17 protein-coding genes are annotated in these 17827 nt (G+C 40.8%); 10 read left to right on the plus strand and 7 right to left on the minus strand.

Translation table 11 applies throughout. The annotated features are described in order from the left end of the window. Positions 1-106: 106 nt before the first annotated feature. The 3 genes from GSQ74_RS00265 (at position 107) to ytxJ (ending at position 1936) form a co-directional block, all read left to right on the plus strand. The gene (locus tag GSQ74_RS00265) at positions 107-787 is read left to right on the plus strand and encodes a tetratricopeptide repeat protein (protein ID WP_158988870.1); all 681 of its coding nucleotides are present in this window, start codon (positions 107-109) and stop codon (positions 785-787) included. A 90-nt stretch (positions 788-877) separates the two neighbouring features. Continuing rightward, entirely contained in the window at positions 878-1372 is a 495-nt protein-coding gene (gene ribH / locus GSQ74_RS00270) for a 6,7-dimethyl-8-ribityllumazine synthase (RefSeq protein ID WP_158988872.1), read from the plus strand. Between the two features lie 234 nt (positions 1373-1606). Next, the gene (gene ytxJ / locus GSQ74_RS00275; RefSeq protein WP_158988874.1) at positions 1607-1936 is read left to right on the plus strand and encodes a bacillithiol system redox-active protein YtxJ; all 330 of its coding nucleotides are present in this window, start codon (positions 1607-1609) and stop codon (positions 1934-1936) included. Positions 1937-2016: 80 nt separating this feature from the next. Here ytxJ and GSQ74_RS00280 read toward each other — a convergent pair whose 3' ends face one another. After that, complete coding sequence (locus GSQ74_RS00280; protein WP_158988876.1) at positions 2017-2421, minus strand: OsmC family protein; 405 nt, start codon at positions 2419-2421, stop codon at positions 2017-2019. 158 nt (positions 2422-2579) lie between these two features. On the opposite strand from GSQ74_RS00280, the gene lipA reads away from it, so the two are divergent. From lipA to GSQ74_RS00295, 3 genes are read left to right on the plus strand one after another with little or no spacing between them, the layout of a single operon-like run. Beyond that, positions 2580-3458: a lipoyl synthase gene (lipA, locus tag GSQ74_RS00285; protein WP_158988878.1), complete on the plus strand. Its 879-nt coding sequence runs from the start codon at positions 2580-2582 to the stop codon at positions 3456-3458. Between the two features lie 26 nt (positions 3459-3484). Beyond that, positions 3485-4036, plus strand: coding sequence for an RNA polymerase sigma factor (locus GSQ74_RS00290; protein WP_158988880.1), 552 nt, complete (start codon positions 3485-3487; stop codon positions 4034-4036). Positions 4037-4046: 10 nt separating this feature from the next. Next, a complete protein-coding gene (locus tag GSQ74_RS00295) occupies positions 4047-4874 on the plus strand; it encodes an anti-sigma factor domain-containing protein (protein ID WP_158988882.1) in 828 nt (275 codons plus the stop codon). 218 nt (positions 4875-5092) lie between these two features. Here GSQ74_RS00295 and GSQ74_RS00300 read toward each other — a convergent pair whose 3' ends face one another. The 6 genes from GSQ74_RS00300 to GSQ74_RS00325 all read right to left on the minus strand — a co-directional run bounded on the left by GSQ74_RS00300 (position 5093) and on the right by GSQ74_RS00325 (position 12074). Then, the gene (locus GSQ74_RS00300; RefSeq protein ID WP_158988884.1) at positions 5093-6595 is read right to left on the minus strand and encodes an NAD(P)H-hydrate dehydratase; all 1503 of its coding nucleotides are present in this window, start codon (positions 6593-6595) and stop codon (positions 5093-5095) included. A 56-nt stretch (positions 6596-6651) separates the two neighbouring features. Next, complete coding sequence (locus GSQ74_RS00305) at positions 6652-6906, minus strand: Txe/YoeB family addiction module toxin (RefSeq protein WP_158988886.1); 255 nt, start codon at positions 6904-6906, stop codon at positions 6652-6654. Then, positions 6903-7157, minus strand: a complete 255-nt coding sequence (locus GSQ74_RS00310) for a type II toxin-antitoxin system Phd/YefM family antitoxin (RefSeq protein ID WP_158988888.1) — start codon at positions 7155-7157, stop codon at positions 6903-6905. Before GSQ74_RS00310 ends, GSQ74_RS00305 begins: the two co-directional genes overlap by 4 nt. 86 nt (positions 7158-7243) lie before the next feature. Then, positions 7244-8185: a DUF6624 domain-containing protein gene (locus GSQ74_RS00315; RefSeq protein ID WP_158988890.1), complete on the minus strand. Its 942-nt coding sequence runs from the start codon at positions 8183-8185 to the stop codon at positions 7244-7246. Positions 8186-8274: 89 nt separating this feature from the next. Further along, complete coding sequence (gene uvrA / locus GSQ74_RS00320) at positions 8275-11121, minus strand: excinuclease ABC subunit UvrA (protein WP_158988892.1); 2847 nt, start codon at positions 11119-11121, stop codon at positions 8275-8277. Positions 11122-11297: 176 nt separating this feature from the next. Continuing rightward, complete coding sequence (locus GSQ74_RS00325) at positions 11298-12074, minus strand: lytic transglycosylase domain-containing protein (protein WP_254060776.1); 777 nt, start codon at positions 12072-12074, stop codon at positions 11298-11300. Between the two features lie 219 nt (positions 12075-12293). Between GSQ74_RS00325 and GSQ74_RS00330 the strand changes: the two genes are divergently transcribed. The 4 genes from GSQ74_RS00330 to GSQ74_RS00345 all read left to right on the plus strand — a co-directional run bounded on the left by GSQ74_RS00330 (position 12294) and on the right by GSQ74_RS00345 (position 17672). Next, positions 12294-13817, plus strand: a complete 1524-nt coding sequence (locus GSQ74_RS00330; RefSeq protein ID WP_158988894.1) for a pseudouridine synthase — start codon at positions 12294-12296, stop codon at positions 13815-13817. A gap of 418 nt (positions 13818-14235) precedes the next feature. Next, entirely contained in the window at positions 14236-15369 is a 1134-nt protein-coding gene (locus GSQ74_RS00335) for a lactonase family protein (RefSeq protein WP_158988896.1), read from the plus strand. A 168-nt stretch (positions 15370-15537) separates the two neighbouring features. Next, complete coding sequence (locus tag GSQ74_RS00340) at positions 15538-16341, plus strand: DUF6515 family protein (RefSeq protein WP_158988898.1); 804 nt, start codon at positions 15538-15540, stop codon at positions 16339-16341. Positions 16342-16505: 164 nt separating this feature from the next. After that, positions 16506-17672, plus strand: a complete 1167-nt coding sequence (locus GSQ74_RS00345) for an ATP-binding protein (RefSeq protein WP_158988899.1) — start codon at positions 16506-16508, stop codon at positions 17670-17672. The last annotated feature ends 155 nt before the right edge of the window (positions 17673-17827 follow it).

A 17827-nucleotide genomic window follows, 5' to 3' on the forward strand; every position in this document is an offset into this window, starting at 1 on the left:
ATAATCACTAAATCGTTCATTCACTCAATCACTAAATAATTCACACAAAAGCTATTGCGAGAAATTTATAAAACCGTAAGTTTGCAAACTTAATTTTAGAACAGAAATGGCCATAAAGCAGGATAACACAAGGATTGTTGCAAATACTAACAACGATCTGGGACAGACAGGTAAATTTGTACGCGAAAATCAAAAAAGCTTATTATTTATAGTTGCAGCAATAGTTGTAATGGCTGTAGGTTATTTTTTATACCTTAAAATGTACCTTGCCCCTCGCGAAGTTCAGGCTGCTAACCAAATGCACGTAGCACAGGATTTCTGGGAAAGAAAAGATTGGGATAAAGCCATCAATGGTGATGCAGGCTACCCTGGTTTCGCCAAAATATTGAGCGATTACAGCAATACCAAAGCTGCTAACCTTGCTTATTTTTACTTAGGCACTGCCTATTTAAATAAAGGCGATTACAATAAAGCTATTGATAATTTAACCAACTATCATGGTGATGATACCATGGTTGCTGCTGAAGCTTTAGGCTGCACAGGTGATGCTTATGTTGAATTAAAAAACTACGACAAAGCTGAAACCTATTTCAAAAAAGCGGCTGATATGGCGAAAAATAAGTTTTTATCGCCGATGTACCTTAAAAAATTAGGCTTGGTTTACGAAGCCGAAAACGACAATAAATCAGCTGAGGAAACTTATAAAAAGATCAAATCTGATTACTTCGGCAGCGCCGAAGCACAAAATATTGACGAATACATAGCCCGCGCGCAAGCTAAGTTGTAATTGATTTCGAATTTCGGATATTCAATTTCGGATTTATAGCATTTGTAAATCCTTGAATCCGAAATCGTAAATCGCAAATCCGAAATCAAAATGTCTAGTCAACATAAAAATTTAAGCGATTTCTCTAACAGCGAAGTACCTTCGGGCGCTTCATACCGTTTTGGCATTGTAGTAGCCGAATGGAACGCTGAGATAACTAATGCCTTATACCAGGGCGCTTATGAAAGCTTGCTTAAATATGGCACCCCTGCCGAAAATATTTTCACTTACCCTGTTCCGGGTAGCTTTGAATTAACATCCGGCGCCGACCTGCTATTACAAAAAGGGAATTTAGATGCTGTTATTTGTTTAGGCTGCGTTATACAAGGCGAAACAAGGCATTTTGATTTTATTTGTAACGCGGTAGCAAATGGTGTGAGTAATGTTGCTATAAAATACTCAAAACCTGTTATATTTGGAGTATTAACCACAGATGACCACCAACAGGCATTTGACCGCGCCGGGGGCAAACATGGCAACAAAGGCGACGAGGCGGCAGTAACAGCTATAAAAATGGCTCATTTAGCTGAAACCTTGAAAGCTTAATTTACGTTAAAACTAAAAAGTTATAAAATGAAAAAATTACTTTATATAGCTGTTATAGCTTTAACATTAGGTAGCCTTGCTTCTTGCTCAAACAAGCTTTGCCCGGCTTACAACACTTATCCTCGCAGCGGACGCTAATCTTAACGTGTCATTTTATTATCAAAAAGCTTAAAACTAAATACAGCATTACACTGTAATTACGTTAGGCAAGCTTAAATACAATATTTTTGTAACATGAATTGGACATCGTTAGACTCGGCGAATCAGATAGATACGATCAAGCAGCAAACCGGCTACAGCTTAATTTTTAAGCACAGCACACGCTGCTCTATCAGCATGATGGCAAAAAGGCGCTTTGAAATGGATATGGATAAATTGCCTGCCGATATGCCCTTATATTTTTTAGATCTTATAAAATACCGCGATCTATCAAGCAAAATTGCGGAAGATTTTCAGGTTCACCACGAATCACCTCAAATGCTGTTGATTAAAGACGGCGACTGCATACTCGACCAATCTCACGGACAAATTTCTGTGGAAGAGGCGATGGAAGTGCTTGTGTAGCCCCACCCAAACCCTCCCCGGAAGGGAGGGCTTTAAAAGACTTTTCAAGTCTCCCCTTCCGGGAGAGATTTAGAGGGGGCTCATACCCACCCAAAATCAATCGTTTGCTTTAAATCCGGATGCAGGCTCGCATGTACCGGGCAACCATGAGCAGCAAGCTCTAATATTTTCTTTTCTTTATCCGAATATTCTGACGGGAATTTAATATTCACAATAATTTCACCCACACGGCGCGGGTTGGCAGCCATTACCTTGGTTACTTCGGCCTTTGCACCATCCATATTAATATTATGTGTGCGTGCCGCGATGGCCATGGTGGTTAATATACAACCTGCCAATGACTCTGCTAGCAAATCAGTTGGCGAAAATGCTTCACCCTTGCCCTGGTTATCTGTTGGCGCATCAGTTAAAATTTTAGTGCCCGATTGTAAATGTGTTGCCTCTGTGCGAAGATCGCCTAAATAAGTTGTTTCAATTGTTGCCATAGTTTATTCGCCTAACCCCCTAAAGTAGGAGCCCGGGTAAGCAAATTTAGCTTTATCATTTTTAATGCAGAAATTTCCAGTCTGTAATTTTGCAGTAATAAATTCAACATATTGTTCCCCCTTTAGGGGGTTAGGGGGTTTTTGCCTACATTTGTATTATGATTGATCTGCCAGTAATTCCTGCACAGCCGGTTAACCGCAAGCCTGATTGGCTTAGGGTTAAGCTTCCTGTGGGAAAAGAGTATGCCCAGGTTCGTAGTTTGGTTGATACACACAAGCTGCACACGATTTGCGAAAGCGGTAATTGCCCCAATATGGGCGAATGCTGGGGCGCAGGCACAGCTACGTTTATGATATTGGGTAATATATGTACCCGTTCATGTTCATTTTGCGCGGTAGCAACCGGCAGACCATTAGCTGTTGATATAGATGAACCTGCCCGTGTAGCCAACTCGGTTAAGTTGATGCAGGTAAAACACTGCGTAATTACATCAGTAGATAGAGATGATTTAAAAGATGGTGGTTCCATTATTTGGGCCGAAACCATTAACGCTATACGCAGGGAAAGCCCTGAAACTACTTTAGAAACCTTATTACCTGATTTCCGTGGCGTTTGGGAAAACCTTGACCGCGTGCTTGAAACTAGGCCTGAGGTTGTTTCACATAATTTAGAGACCGTACGTCGTTTAACCAAAGAAGTACGCATCCAGGCTAAATATGATCGCAGTTTGGAAGCCCTTAACCGCATATCAAAATCGGGCTTGCGTACAAAATCGGGCATTATGCTTGGTTTGGGCGAAAAGGAAGAGGATGTTTTGGAAGCGATGGATGACCTATTAAATGCAGGTGTGCAAATACTCACCTTAGGTCAGTATCTACAACCAACACGCAACCATCACCCGGTGATTGATTGGATTCATCCGGACCAATTTAGTTTTTACAAACAAGTTGGCCTTGATAAGGGTTTTAGATATGTGGAAAGTGGGCCATTAGTTCGTTCATCATACCATGCTGAAAAACACTTGTTTGAAATCTGATAATTCTTTATATCTTCACAACGAAGTTGAGCAACAAAAGTAAAATATCATTATCGGAAGAGGAATTAGTGCTTGCACTAAGGCGCCACGAAAAAATCGCGGTGGAAGCATTATATGATATGTATTCCTCTTCGTTGTATGGAGTTATATCCCGCATTATTGTTGACACTGCCGTGGCAGAAGACGTTTTACAAGAGACTTTTGTAAAAATATGGCACTCTTTTGCCAGTTATAGCACAGAAAAGGGCCGTTTATTTACGTGGATGGTAAATATTGCCCGAAACCTGGCTATTGATAAACTCCGCTCAAAGGATTTTAAGAACCAGAACAAAAACCAAGAACTTGAAATTAACGTAACTTTCATAGACGAACAAAGAAACACAGTTTACAAACCTGAGTTGCTTGGTATTAAGGACTTAGTGCAAACACTAAAAGCCGACCAGAAAGAAATTCTTGAATTGGTTTACTTTAAGGGTTACACCCATGTGGAAGCTGCCGATGAATTAGGCATACCATTAGGAACCATTAAAACCCGCTTAAGAATGGCAATACAACAACTCAGAAAACATTTTAATTGAAAGTTTGAAAGTGGAAGATATTAAAGCATATATTGAATCAGGGATATTGGAACTTTACGTTCTGGGGGATGTAACCCCAAGCGAAAAGTTGCATGTGGAGGAGATGGCATCCAAGCATCCGGTTATTAAAGCCGAGTTGGGTGAGATAGAGCGTTCAATGGAATTATTTGCTTCAGCAAATGCTGTAGAACCATCCGCACAATTACGTGATAGAGTATTAAACAGTCTGCTTACCAATTTTGGGGATGATAACAATTTCCCATCAAAACACCCACAACCTGTTAAGGATAATGTTATTGCTATGGCTGCACCAAAGGCCAATAGTTTTTATAAATATGCATTCGCGGCTTGCCTCCCGTTATTAATAGCAAGTATTGTAGTCTTATTTAGTGTTTACAATAAATTGGAGAATGCCAATACGCAATTAATCGCATTAAACTCCACTAATCAAAAATTCAGTTCAACGGTTAATTTTATGGACCGCCAGCTGAGCATCTATCGTGATACATCTTTTAAAGTTATCAAACTAAAAGGAACAGCCAATCATGCTAATGCATTAATGCTGATAGCTTTTAGTCCCGCTAAAAAGAAAGTTGTAATAGACATGGCCGACCTTAAAATGCCTGCGAATGACAAAGAACACCAATATCAGCTTTGGGCATTAGTGAGCGGTAAACCTGTTAGCTTAGGTGTATTTGATAAGGATGCCGCCGATAGCTCTTTGATGAAAGAAATGAAGTCGGTGCCTGTAGCTCAGGCATTTGCAGTAACTCTTGAACCAAGAGGCGGCAGTATTAACCCAACAATGGATCAGATGATGGTAATTGGCACACTTTAACCCTGAAAGATACTTTTCAGATTGTTAAATTTATGTTAAAAACACCTATTTATAGGTAAAACCTCCTAACTCAATAAAATAATAAACTTTATCCGTCGTTTTTGTAACTAATAGGGTGCGCTTAGCGTCTTATGTACACTAACATCGAGTATTTAGTTCTTTATAAGATCAGTTAATAGTTAATAAAAAAGGGTTGTTTAATACTGACGACCCTTTTTTTATGCCGTAAATTTCGCTATGGTTATAGGCAATTGACTAATCAATTTACCCGGCAGCACCACATGCATCCGATTAGGGAGCGCCAACTCATCCCCAGCCTTCCCGTGTATATAAGTGCCAATAATACAGGCATCCCGCGATGAGTATCTCTGAGCCAATAAAGCCGTTATTATCCCGGTAAGCACATCACCCATACCACCACTTGCCATAGATGCATTGCTTGTCGAATTAAAATAAGCCTTACCCTCCGGTGTAGCGGTTATGGTATAATCGTTTTTTAGTACGATACATATTTTATGCTCTTTAGCTTTTTCGATAGCGGTTTGTAAACGTTGCCACCAGCCGTTGCTTTCACCAAAAAGGCGGTCAAATTCTTTCATATGCGGGGTTATAATACTGCCTTCCGGTATCATAGCCCAAAGCTGCTTATGTTCAGCAAGAATGTTTAGGGCATCAGCATCAATAACAATAGGCTTTTTATAGTTTGTTAAAATATCGCACAAAAGATTTAATGAGTTTTCATCATTACCCAATCCCGGGCCTATACCCATCGTACTAAATGTATCCCAGCCGATCTGAGGCAAATCATTTCCCTGGCGTACAATCGCCATAATTTCGGGCAGATAGCTGTTTAATGCAATTAATCCGCTCTCGGGTACGCAGGCTGTAGTTAAACCAGCGCCCGCATGCGCACAGGCAGATGAACATAGCAAAGCCGCACCCATGGTTTTAGCTTGCCCGGCCACAATAAGCGCATGGCCAAATGTTCCTTTATTACTGAATTTATGGCGGGGTTTCATCAGTTGCCTGATGTCCTTTTCAGTTATAAACTGATAAGGTGAATTAAGCGACATTACAAACTTGTCATCAATCCCAATATTAACAGTCTCCCAGCACTCCATTACAGGGCCAGATTCCGGCAATAAAAAATTAATCTTAGGTTGTTGGAAGGTAATAACCAACTTGGCTTTTAATACGATACTATCAGGTTTAGTTTCACCTTCAGAAAAAAAACCAGTAGGAATATCAACAGCAACTACCGTTTTTTCTAAGGAGTTCAGGTGCTTTACTAATTTTTCGTAATCGCCATGCAGCGGTTTATTCAAACCGCTGCCCAGCATGGCATCAATTAAAACCGGACTGTCTTCATCAGGAAAACCATCTCCCGGCTTAATTTCCGTTACCGTAATAGTACTTTGCAGCTTTTTCAGGTTGACATTAAAGTCGTCCGATGCTTTATCAGAAAATCGGGTGACCTTGATATTTACAGCCTTATAATGATGCCCATGCAATATCCGCGCGATCGCTAAACCATCACCACCATTATTGCCCGTTCCACAATAGATAGAAATAGCCTGCTTCTTATCCGGAAAATGATTCACAAACCAACCCACAAAAGCTTTAGCCGCTCGCTCCATTAAATTAACAGAACTTATGGGTTCATTAACGATGGTATAAGCATCAGCTTCGCGAATTTGAGGGGATGTGAGTAACGGTAGCATATTTCATAAAGTTATGATTTATGCTTTTTGTTTTGAGATATTATTCAGTGAATAAATTAATAATGATATCTGCATTGCAGAATAACTATCGAATCATTTTCAACCTTGTAAACCAGTCGATGTTCTAAATTTATTCTCCTCGACCACCATCCGGCAAGATTATGTTTCAGCGGTTCTGGTTTTCCGCTTCCTTCAAATGGCATACGCTCAACTTCTTTTATTAAGGTGTTTATTTTCTTAAGCATAGACTTATCTGTGCCCTGCCAATATAAATAATCTTCCCAGGCAGTATCTATGAAAATTATTTTCATTCTTCAATAAGACCTTTTTCCTGACCTAAGCCTTTTTCATAATCTTCAATACCCTTTAATAGTCTTGTGGCATTATTGGGACTTTTAAGCAAGTAAAAAGTTTCTTCCATACTTTCATAGTCAGATTTGGAAAGCACTACAACATCTTCTCCGTTTGCGCTGGTAACATATAATGGGGTATGATTATTACGAACCTTATCCAAATAAGATTTTAGCTGTTGGCGAAATGATGTATATGTTGTAACCTGCATGGCTTTCAAATTTAAATAAAGATAAAAAAGAATACCAACACGTACAACTTTATGTACATGTTATTTATGCTTTTTGTTTTATGCATTTATTGTTTGGGTAATTTATAATCAATACCCCAATCTTTTGCATAATCCTCAAGCGGGTTTAAGCCAACTGCTTCTCTTCGTTTATCTACATTAGGCTCATCTTCAATTGGAGAAATATAATATTTACCTGTTTTGTTATCCCGCCCTATCTGGCTACCATAAATTTGCTTTTTGCCATTTTCCAATGCCGATCTATCCTCCATTAAAGCCAATTGCGAAGCTTGCGCTTTACCATTTTTAACCGCGGCACGCATCATTGGCAAATATTTGTCCCTTGTTAAACTATCGGCATGTTGTATAACCAAAAAAAGGGTAACATTCCCCTTACTTCCAACTATCTCCGGCCCCACCCAGCCATATTTATTTAAAACAGCTTCAACTTTTATAAGGTTGATGCTATCGCTTTTACTCATAGCAGCCCATAAGGCATTCATCTCTTTTGAATTATCGCCGTATTTATTTTCAATTGCCTGAATTTGCTGCCTGCCACTCTGATCAGAATCATAAATGCTATCTAACTCCCTGGTCAGTGGCTTGTTGTAGTTTGCTTCAGCCTTGTCTTTGTTTTTTTGTATGATGACCAATAAAGGCGCCCAGCGTTTATCTGCATGCAAGCTATTCAGATCCGCATCTACAATAATATGATCGTAACTGGTATAGCTGCCGTTAGCTGCAATTAATTGCAAATTACTAAATGCACTATCAGGATAATTGGCTTGCGACCATGAGCAGGCAGCATCATAACGGTCTCTAGCTGTAGCCAGATTATGATACCGTTGAAATGCGCTTGAAAAAGTAAGGGCGGAATTTTTATAATCTTTAGTGAGGTATAGAGAATCGGCTTTTCTGGTTAAAGATTTATAGACATGGCGTTCGTTATTCTGTGCAAAAACAGGTGATAGAGAAGCAAGGCTGATAACAAGCAAAATTATTTTTTTCATACTGAAATATTTAGGTTTACTAATTAACTAAATATTTAGTTAATTAGTAAACCTTATAAAAAAATAATTAATAGCTTTAAGAAACAGGATTATTTTATCCCCATTTCCTTTTTCAAAAATTGCCCGGTAAAGCTTTCTTTCACTTTACACAAACCTTCCGGTGTACCGCTAAATAATATTTTGCCACCGCCTGAACCTCCCTCGGGGCCAAGATCAACCACATAGTCAACTGTTTTAATCACATCAAGGTTGTGTTCTATTACTAAAACGGTGTTGCCTTTATCAACCAATTGATTTAATACACCAAGAAGCACGTTAATATCTTCGAAATGCAAACCCGTTGTTGGTTCATCTAAAATATAAAAGGTATTACCGGTATCTTTTTTGGATAGTTCGGTTGCCAGCTTAACACGTTGCGCCTCACCACCTGATAATGTGGTAGAGGCCTGCCCTAAACGGATATAGCCCAAACCAACATCCAATAAAGTTTTAACCTTACGATAGATTGCGGGGATATGCTCAAAAAATGGCGTAGCATCTTCAATGCTCATATCCAACACATCACTGATGGATTTGCCACGATAGCGAACCTCTAAAGTTTCACGGTTATATCTTCTCCCGCCGCACTCTTCACAAGGCACTTGTACGTCAGGCAAAAAATTCATTTCAATCACTTTCATGCCCGCGCCCTGACAAGTTTCGCATCTGCCACCTTTTACGTTGAATGAGAAACGCCCCGGTTTATAACCACGAATACGTGATTCCGGCAAAGCCACAAATAAGTTCCTGATATCAGAGAACACACCGGTATAAGTAGCCGGGTTTGACCGTGGCGTACGGCCGATTGGTGTTTGATCAATCTCGATCACCTTATCAATATGTTCTAAGCCCTCAATTTTATCATAAGGCAAAGGATGCTTTTTAGCCCTGAAGAAATGATGATTTAAAACAGGATATAAAGTCTCCGTTATTAAGCTTGATTTACCGCTACCAGATACACCGGTAACGCCGATCATCTTACCTAATGGAAAATCAACACTTACCTTTTTAAGGTTATGACCGGTTGCCTTTTTCAGGCTGAGCGTTTTTCCATTGCCTTCACGTCTTTTTTCGGGAATAGCGATCTCTCGCTCACCGTTAATGTATGACGTAGTAAGGGTGTGCACCTTCATTAATTCGGCAGGCGTGCCCTGGGCAACAATTTGTCCGCCATGTACGCCGGCTGCCGGGCCCATGTCAATCACGTGGTCAGCTTCCAGTATCATATCCTTATCGTGCTCTACTACCAAAACGGTATTACCCAAATCGCGCAGATTTTTTAGTGCGGTGATGAGCCTGGCATTATCACGCTGATGCAGTCCGATACTCGGCTCATCCAGAATGTACATTACATTCATTAACTGTGAACCGATCTGTGTAGCCAGCCTGATACGCTGCGCTTCACCACCCGATAATGTTTTGGCGGTACGGTCAAGCGTTAAATAGCTCAAACCAACATCCAGCAAAAACACAATACGGGCGCGGATCTCTTTTAATATTTCTTTGGCGATAACATTCTGGCGCTCGGTTAAACGATCTTCAAGATTATTAAACCAACCCTGCAGATCATTAATATCCATGGTAGCCAACTCGAAGATGTTCTTACCATCCACCTTAAAGTGTAACGATTCTTTTTTAAGTCGGGCACCCTCACATACCGGGCAGGTTTTTAGTACGCGATAGTTTTCCATGTCATCCATGCCCTCATCACTACGGCGTTCCTGCTGTTCTTCCAGCATGCGGATCACACCGTCGAAAGTGATCTGGTAGCTTTGAACATTCCATTTATTGTACTCAACCGCGACAGTTATCATTTCCGGCGTGCCGTTCAAAATAATGTCGAGTTTTTCTCTTTCCAATTTCTCAATCGGTACAGATAAACTAAACTCATATTTCTTAGCCAATGCTTTTAACACCTGGAATATCCATGTTTCGCGAAATTCACCCAAAGGCGCTAAGCCACCATTCAGGATGCTCAATTTGGGGTTAGGGATTACTGAAGCTTCATCAACCTCAAAAATATATCCTAATCCATTACACTTTTCGCAAGCGCCATAAGGTGAATTGAATGAGAATGTGTTTGGCTGAGGCTCATCATAAGAAATACCCGAAACCGGATCCATCAAAAATTTACTGAAATAGGCAACATTGTTATCCTTATCGCCAATCCTGATGATGCCTTTTGATATTTTTAAAGCCGCTTGTATCGAAGTATATAAACGCTTGCTGTTTTCATCGCTCACCTGCAACCGGTCAACCACAATATCAATATCGTGGATCTTGTAACGGTCGACTTGCATTTTGGGCTCAACATCCGCGATAGCGCCATCAATCCAAACCTTTAAATAGCCTTGTTTACGTATCTGTTCAAACAATTCGCGGTAATGGCCTTTACGGGCTTTAACTACCGGGGCAAGAATGTTTATAGGCTGACCATCAAAGCGTTCGTAAATGGTTTTCAATATCTGATCTTCAGACATGCGTTCCATTTTCTCGCCGGTTTCATACGAAAAGGCTTCGCCCGTACGGGCGAAAAGTAAACGCATAAAATCATAGATCTCGGTAATGGTACCAACGGTAGACCGTGGGTTTTTACTGGTTGTTTTTTGCTCTATAGCGATAACCGGGCTCAGGCCTGAAACCTTGTCAACATCCGGGCGCTCCATGCCGCCCATAAACTGGCGGGAGTAGGCCGAAAATGTTTCCATGTAACGGCGCTGCCCTTCGGCATAGATAGTATCAAAGGCCAACGACGATTTTCCGCTACCACTCAATCCGGTAATTACTACCAGCTGATTGCGCGGAAAAGAAACATCAATATTTTTTAAGTTATGTACCCGGGCCCCGTAAACTTCAACTTCACTTTGCTCACCCAGATCGAGAGGTTTTTCAATCATATTTTATTTAGATATATTGATTTAAGTTGGTTCAAACTGACTGATTAAGTACTTTTAACTCAATCAACTACTCACTTAATCCAACCTAATCAACCAAACCGCAAATATACGCAAAAAAAAGCCCGATTCGCTTAGCGCGGACCGGGCTGATAAGTGCTCCGTAATCTTTTTACAAATTAATTATATGCCAGCATTTGCGAGGTTTGCGTGTGCGCGTAAATTGGTTTAAAACCATAACTTACAGGCTTGCTGATAACCTCTTTCATGGCAATTAGGTTGTATACATACACACCGGTTTCGCGGTTTAAATGCATACGGAAATAATTGTCCTCGTTTTGCTTGGTAATCTGTCTTTGTAATTTAATCTCTCCGTTGTTGTAGGCCGCCGCCGCCAGGGTCCAGCTATTAAATTCGCCGTAAAGCTCTTTAATATACTTGCATGCCGCGATGGTTGATTTACGAACGTTTAACCGTTCATCAACACCGTGGCCTACTTTTAAACCGTAAGTACGTGCAGTACCGGGCATAAACTGCCAGATACCTTTTGCACCTTTGGGCGATGTGCCACTGCACAATCCCGATTCAACTAAAGGGATGTACTTAAAATCTTCCGGGATACCATACATCCTGAGGATGGGCTCGATAATAGGAAAAAGCTTTTGTGCTTTAAATTGCAATACATTTGATTGTATCGACAAAAAATTATGCTGCTTAATGGAGTGCCTCAACTTGGTATTTACGCGGGCATCATTTACCGGCAATGCCTCATTGGCAAAGTTATAATCGGTAGATGGCCTATTTTTTGTAAACAGAAAATTAGTTGAGTGTTCAGTTGCAATATTGATGGGTTTTGACACCGCTGAATCACTAATTGCAAACCGGGAGATGATAACCAGCACGAACATTACGGAGCACGTAATTAGGTGTTTTTTAATCATTCCTGTTTTTATCATATTTATTATGTAAGTGAAAACTCGCTGCAAAGGTAAGGATATTAATCAGATTATCAAATACTTACCAAAACCTTAGTGTTTTAGGGCCGTCAAAAAGCGCCCAAAATCGTTGTTTAAAGCCTTTAAACGTAGATTCTGATCATCAACAAAAAAATAAAATTATTGTTTAAAAAACCGTAACTTTGACCCTCACGCTGCGAAAGCGCTAAACAAAAAATTATGGCATTTAAGAGACCACCTACCGGCCGCGACAGCGCTCCGGGCAGATCATCAAACAGGACAAATAAGTCCGATGACAGGCCAAAAAGACCCGCCTCAAAAGGCAAATCATCAGGTTCCGACAAAACAGATTGGAACAAACCCCCTAAAAAAGAAAGCGCATCAGAACGCCCGGGCGAAAGAAGAAGAACAGCAGGCAGCAGGCCTAGTGCAGGCAAAAATGAAGGCGGCGATTTTAAAAGCAGCTTTACCGGCGGCGAGAAAAAAGCATACGCTCCACGCAAACCATATTCAGGCAGGCCAAGCGATGGCGGTGATGACAGGAAAGCACCCGGACGCAGTAAACCTTATTCAGGCAGGGTAAGTTCAGCAGATAGCAGCAGCGACCGTCCAAAAAGAAGTTTTGGTGGCGATGAAGGCGGCGAAAAGAAATCATACTCAGCACCACGCAATAAATCATATTCAGGAAGAGCAGGTTCATCAGACGACCGTCCGAAAAGAAGTTCTGGCGGCGATGCAACCGGCGACAAAAAACCGTTCTCTTCTCCACGCAAAAAATCTTACTCAGGTAGGCCAACAGGAGATAGTGAAGGTGGTGAAAGAAAAACAGGTACAGAAGGTGCAAGATCAGGCGAGCGTAAATTCGCGCCAAAGTCTTCAACCGGTGGTACTTTCAAAAAACGCGAAGGCGCAACAAGCGAACCTTTCCGCAAATCACCAAAATCATCATATAATAAAATAACTCCGGATAGGGACGCGCCTGCTAAAACCATGCGTAGCCGTAAAGAAAAACCAAAAGACGATTCAGGTCTTATTCGGTTAAATCGTTATATAGCTAACGCAGGTATCTGCTCTCGCCGTAAGGCTGATGAACTAATCGAAGCAGGTGTAGTTTCAGTAAATGGTATCGTTATAAACGAATTAGGTCATAAAATTGACCCGATAAAAGATGAGATCCGTTACAATGGCGAGCTGTTGAAACGTGAGAAAATGGTTTATGTATTGTTAAATAAACCAAAGGATTACATCACCACAACAGAAGACCCGCAGGAACGCCGTACCGTAATGCATTTGGTTGAAAAAGCCAGCAGGGAACGTATTTATCCTATCGGCCGTTTAGACAGGAACACCACTGGTTTATTATTAATGACCAATGATGGTGATCTTGCTGATAAACTTTCGCATCCACGCAGTAACATTACAAAATTATATCAGGTTGAACTGAACAAAAGTTTAGCCCAGGGCGATATGAACAAGATCCAATACGGTTTGGAGTTGGAAGATGGTGTAATTAAACCGGATTCTATTTCATACGTAACAGGTGGTTCAAAAAGAGAAATTGGTATCCAGATTCACAGCGGCAAAAACCGTATTGTACGCCGTATATTTGAGCACTTAGGTTACGAGGTAGTAAAGCTTGACCGTGTAATTTATGCAGGTCTTACTAAAAAAGACCTAACCCGTGGTCGCTGGCGTTACCTTGATGAAAAAGAGATAATCCAATTGAAACATCTGATTAAATAATTTTTTCAGTCAATACCTGATCGTCGTTAGGCATTGACGGTATAACCTTGCTTGCGATTTGACTCACCCGATCGTCGCTGCGCGGAAAGAGGGAAAGGAAAATAAAACGTTAGTAAAATCAATTTAAAACTCATTTCCCTCTTTCCGCCAAAGGCGAAGAGAGGGCCGACCAGCGCAGCGTAGTCGGGGTGAGTTAACTGTGCGGCTTGGCATTTGCACTAATATCGCTCATACCCGTTGCCTGTGTCCCCACAGGCAATTAGCTGTTTGTGAGGACACAAACAGCGGGTATAGATCAAATAATTCCAAGATATATTTAACGTTGAAAGTTCAGTTTAAAAGCATTGCATGCTTTTAAACTGAACTTTTTTGCTTTTAGCGCCTAATTACTAACTTGCGCCTCATAAATCCAATCTCCATGAAAAAATTATTGCTGATTATCGCTTTGCTATCTCCTGCGTTAACTTTCGCGCAGCATAAAAAACCTCTTCCTTCAACTTTCAATCTGGTCATAGGCACCTATACCACCGGCGCAAGCAAAGGCATTTATGTTTATCGCTTTTATGAAGATAAAGGCAGGGTGGCTTATTTAAATGAGATTGATGATGTTACCAATCCATCATACGTAACCACATCGGCAGATAATAAGTTTTTATACGCCGTTAATGAAGGCCCGCAGGGTGGCGTAAGCTCATTTACTTTTGATGGTAAAACAGGCAAAATGGTATTTATCAATAAACGGCCAACCCAGGGCGCTGATCCATGTTATATTCTTGAAGATAAAGAGCAACGTAATATTTTTATTGCTAATTATACCAGCGGCAGCTTGGCGGTTTTCCCAATTAATAAAGATGGTTCTATTGCTCCTCTATCGCAACTAATTCAGGACTCAGGCAGCAGTGTTGTTAAAGACAGGCAGGAGGGGCCGCATGTGCATAACGCGATATTAACAAATAATGAGAAATATCTGCTATATACCGATTTGGGTACCGACAAAGTAAACATCATGCGTTATAAAGCATCTAAAACCCCACCACTTACACCATCCGACCCTGCTTCGATAAGTGTTGCGGCTGGTAATGGCCCGCGCCACCTGGTTTTTTCTGAGGGTGATAAATATTTATACCTGATACAGGAAATAGGTGGCTTTATCAATACATACTCGTATGATAACGGCAACCTGAAGCAAATACAATCAGTAAGCATGCTTACGCCTGAGATGAAAGGCAATATCGGCTCGGCCGCTATTAAAATCTCTCCTGATGGTAAGTTCCTGTATGCGTCAAACCGTGGCAATGCCAATGATATTGTACAATATGCCATCGACCCGAATAATGGCACGCTGACTTTTGTATCACGCACCTCATCATTAGGTAAAGGCCCACGCGATTTCGCGATAGACCCAAGCGGCAAATTCTTAGTGGTAGCCAACCAAAACAGCGACAGCGTATTGGTTTATCGCCTTGACCCGACAACCGGCAAACCAGGCACAATTGTTACCCGTTTACAGGTTGGCAATCCGGTTTGTTTAAAGTTTGTTCCGGCGGAATAAAATGATAATAATTTATAGTAAAATGCACCCATTCTGTCACCACAAAATCACATCAAAAATATTACACAATACATTAAACTTTTTGTTCTACTTTTAGTCAAACATTTATAATAGGGTTTTTATACTTTATATGTTAAATGTTAGTTTAATAAATGTTTAATTTTTATTATGAAAAGGTTATATAAATACGTATCCGGTTTAGCTTTAGCCGGGATACTTTCGGTAGCAGTTGTTGCAACTGCAAGTGCACAACGTGGCGGCGGTTCCCACGGCGGCGGCGGTGGGGGCGGTGGCTTCCATGGTGGTGGGGGTGGTGTTAGCAGCGGCGGTTTTCGCAGCTCTTCATACGCAAGCGCATACCGCGGTGGCGTTGGTACTCGTGCGGCGGGGTTCCGTGGCGCAGGTTATAACCGTGGCGGTTTTTACAGGCCCGGCTTTGGCTATTATGGCTATCCGCATCTTGGCTTTTATTTAGGTGTATTGCCTTTTGGCTATTACCCATTTTATTGGGGTGATGCTTTGTACTACTATTATGGTGGCGTATTTTACAGCCCATATGATGGTGGTGGCTACCAGGTTACTGTTCCACCGGTTGGCGCGGCTATTCCAAGCTTGCCACAGGGTGCAAAATCTATCATGATTGATGGACAGCAGTTCTATGAATTGAACGGTGTGTATTACAAAGCTGTTATTAACGATCAGCAAAAAACTGTTTACGTTGTTGCAGGCCGCGATGGTGTGTTAAATACCGATGGCAGTACTGCTGCTGATGGCAGCGAAGTTGCAGCACCGCAAGTTGGTGATATTGTAAATGAATTGCCTGACGGTTGCCACAAAGTGACCTTAAACGGTAAGAAATACTACGTATCGCCAAATGATATATACTACCAGGCTTATACCGACCAAAACGGAAACGAAGGTTACCGTATTGCCAGCGTACCTGACAATAACGACCAGGACCAGGATAACTAATCCATTCCGGGGTATCCATCTATAAAAAATCTGCAAGAACAGGCTTAAAGCTTTGTTTTTGCAGATTTTTATTTTTTATGCGATTTTTTTTAATTAAAATTATACTCTTAATGGTTTACGGGCCAATTAATTACACATTAAACCTTGCTGAATAATTAATTTAAATGTCTTTTCGCAAAAAACGTTCGCTTTCCCAGGTAACCAATATTAAAAATCATAACCCGAATGACGAAGCCCTAAAAAAGTCGGAAGCTAACCTGCGTACCATTTTTGATAATACTGATTCCGCTTACATTTTATTTGATACCAATCTCCAGATCCTTTCATTTAATTTATTGGCCCAAAAGTTCTCTGAGGGATATAATAAAAAAACACTACGTATTGGCAGGTATATCAATGAGTACTTTTCGGCAGAAAGATGGCTCGTGATATTAGAGGTACTTGAAAAGCTAGCCGCCGGAGAAACCATTAGTTATGAATTAAGTGTTATAGATGACAGCGGAACTACCAATTGGCACCACGTACGCTGGCTAAACGTTAAAAATAACGACAATAAAAACTGGGGATACATTTTAACGAACAAGGATATTACCGAAATCAAAACAGCAACACTGGAGCGTGAACGTATAACCAATGATTTAACGCAGCATAATCGTGACCTGGAACAATTTACCTACATTATATCCCATAACCTGCGTGCGCCTGTTGCCAACATATTAGGGTTAACCAATATTTTAAAGGACCACGGCCAGGGTATGGACGAGGAAACGCAACAAGAAGTGATTGACCGCATATTTACTTCAACCAAAAATATTGATACTACAATAAAGGATCTGAACCAAATACTACAAACCCGCAAACCAGTAGGTAGCAAAAAGGAAAGAGTAGATTTTGAGGCGATGGTTGATGCAGTTAAAACAAGCCTCCGCAACATTATAGCGTTAGAGAAAGTAAAGATCAACTGCGATTTTACCCCGGTAGATTCCATGTTTACTACACGCAGCTATTTGTACAGTATTTTTTACAACCTCACTTCCAATAGTATTAAATACCGCAAAGCGGATATTCCTCCTATTATCAACATAACCAGTCAAAAAATAGACGATATTATAGAGTTACGCTTTAAAGACAACGGCAAAGGCATCGATCTGGATAAAAACGCCGAAGATGTTTTCGGTTTATACAAACGCTTTGATACCTCTGTAGAGGGCAAAGGTATGGGCTTATTTATGGTTAAAACACAAGTTGCGGCGCTCGGTGGCTCCATACATCTTGAAAGCAAACTTGGCGAGGGTACTGAATTCATATTGCAATTCAATCAGCCCGCCTAGTTTATTTTTGTACTAAAAACGGTGCAACTAATCGTAATCAGGTAAATATCTTTCGTTTTCTGAACCGCAAAACTTTCCTTAACCGCAAAAAAATGTTGCTACAGTAGCTAATCACTGCTTTATACGGCATTGGTAATCTATTATATGCGTTTGGC

The sequence above is a fragment of the Mucilaginibacter sp. L196 genome, assembly GCF_009765905.1.
Taxonomy (GTDB): Bacteria; Bacteroidota; Bacteroidia; order Sphingobacteriales; family Sphingobacteriaceae; genus Mucilaginibacter.

Bases quoted from the DNA above. Each gene is read 5' to 3' on its own strand.
- GSQ74_RS00340 (WP_158988898.1), top strand. From the start codon at position 15,538: ATGAAAAGGTTATATAAATACGTATCCGGTTTAGCTTTAGCCGGGATA.
- GSQ74_RS00310 (WP_158988888.1), bottom strand. From the start codon at position 7,157: ATGCAGGTTACAACATATACATCATTTCGCCAACAGCTAAAATCTTAT.
- GSQ74_RS00335 (WP_158988896.1), top strand. From the start codon at position 14,236: ATGAAAAAATTATTGCTGATTATCGCTTTGCTATCTCCTGCGTTAACT.
- GSQ74_RS00305 (WP_158988886.1), bottom strand. From the start codon at position 6,906: ATGAAAATAATTTTCATAGATACTGCCTGGGAAGATTATTTATATTGG.
- ytxJ (WP_158988874.1), top strand. From the start codon at position 1,607: ATGAATTGGACATCGTTAGACTCGGCGAATCAGATAGATACGATCAAG.
- lipA (WP_158988878.1), top strand. From the start codon at position 2,580: ATGATTGATCTGCCAGTAATTCCTGCACAGCCGGTTAACCGCAAGCCT.
- GSQ74_RS00280 (WP_158988876.1), bottom strand. From the start codon at position 2,421: ATGGCAACAATTGAAACAACTTATTTAGGCGATCTTCGCACAGAGGCA.
- GSQ74_RS00315 (WP_158988890.1), bottom strand. From the start codon at position 8,185: ATGAAAAAAATAATTTTGCTTGTTATCAGCCTTGCTTCTCTATCACCT.
- GSQ74_RS00325 (WP_254060776.1), bottom strand. From the start codon at position 12,074: ATGATAAAAACAGGAATGATTAAAAAACACCTAATTACGTGCTCCGTA.
- GSQ74_RS00330 (WP_158988894.1), top strand. From the start codon at position 12,294: ATGGCATTTAAGAGACCACCTACCGGCCGCGACAGCGCTCCGGGCAGA.
- ribH (WP_158988872.1), top strand. From the start codon at position 878: ATGTCTAGTCAACATAAAAATTTAAGCGATTTCTCTAACAGCGAAGTA.
- GSQ74_RS00345 (WP_158988899.1), top strand. From the start codon at position 16,506: ATGTCTTTTCGCAAAAAACGTTCGCTTTCCCAGGTAACCAATATTAAA.
- GSQ74_RS00265 (WP_158988870.1), top strand. From the start codon at position 107: ATGGCCATAAAGCAGGATAACACAAGGATTGTTGCAAATACTAACAAC.
- uvrA (WP_158988892.1), bottom strand. From the start codon at position 11,121: ATGATTGAAAAACCTCTCGATCTGGGTGAGCAAAGTGAAGTTGAAGTT.
- GSQ74_RS00300 (WP_158988884.1), bottom strand. From the start codon at position 6,595: ATGCTACCGTTACTCACATCCCCTCAAATTCGCGAAGCTGATGCTTAT.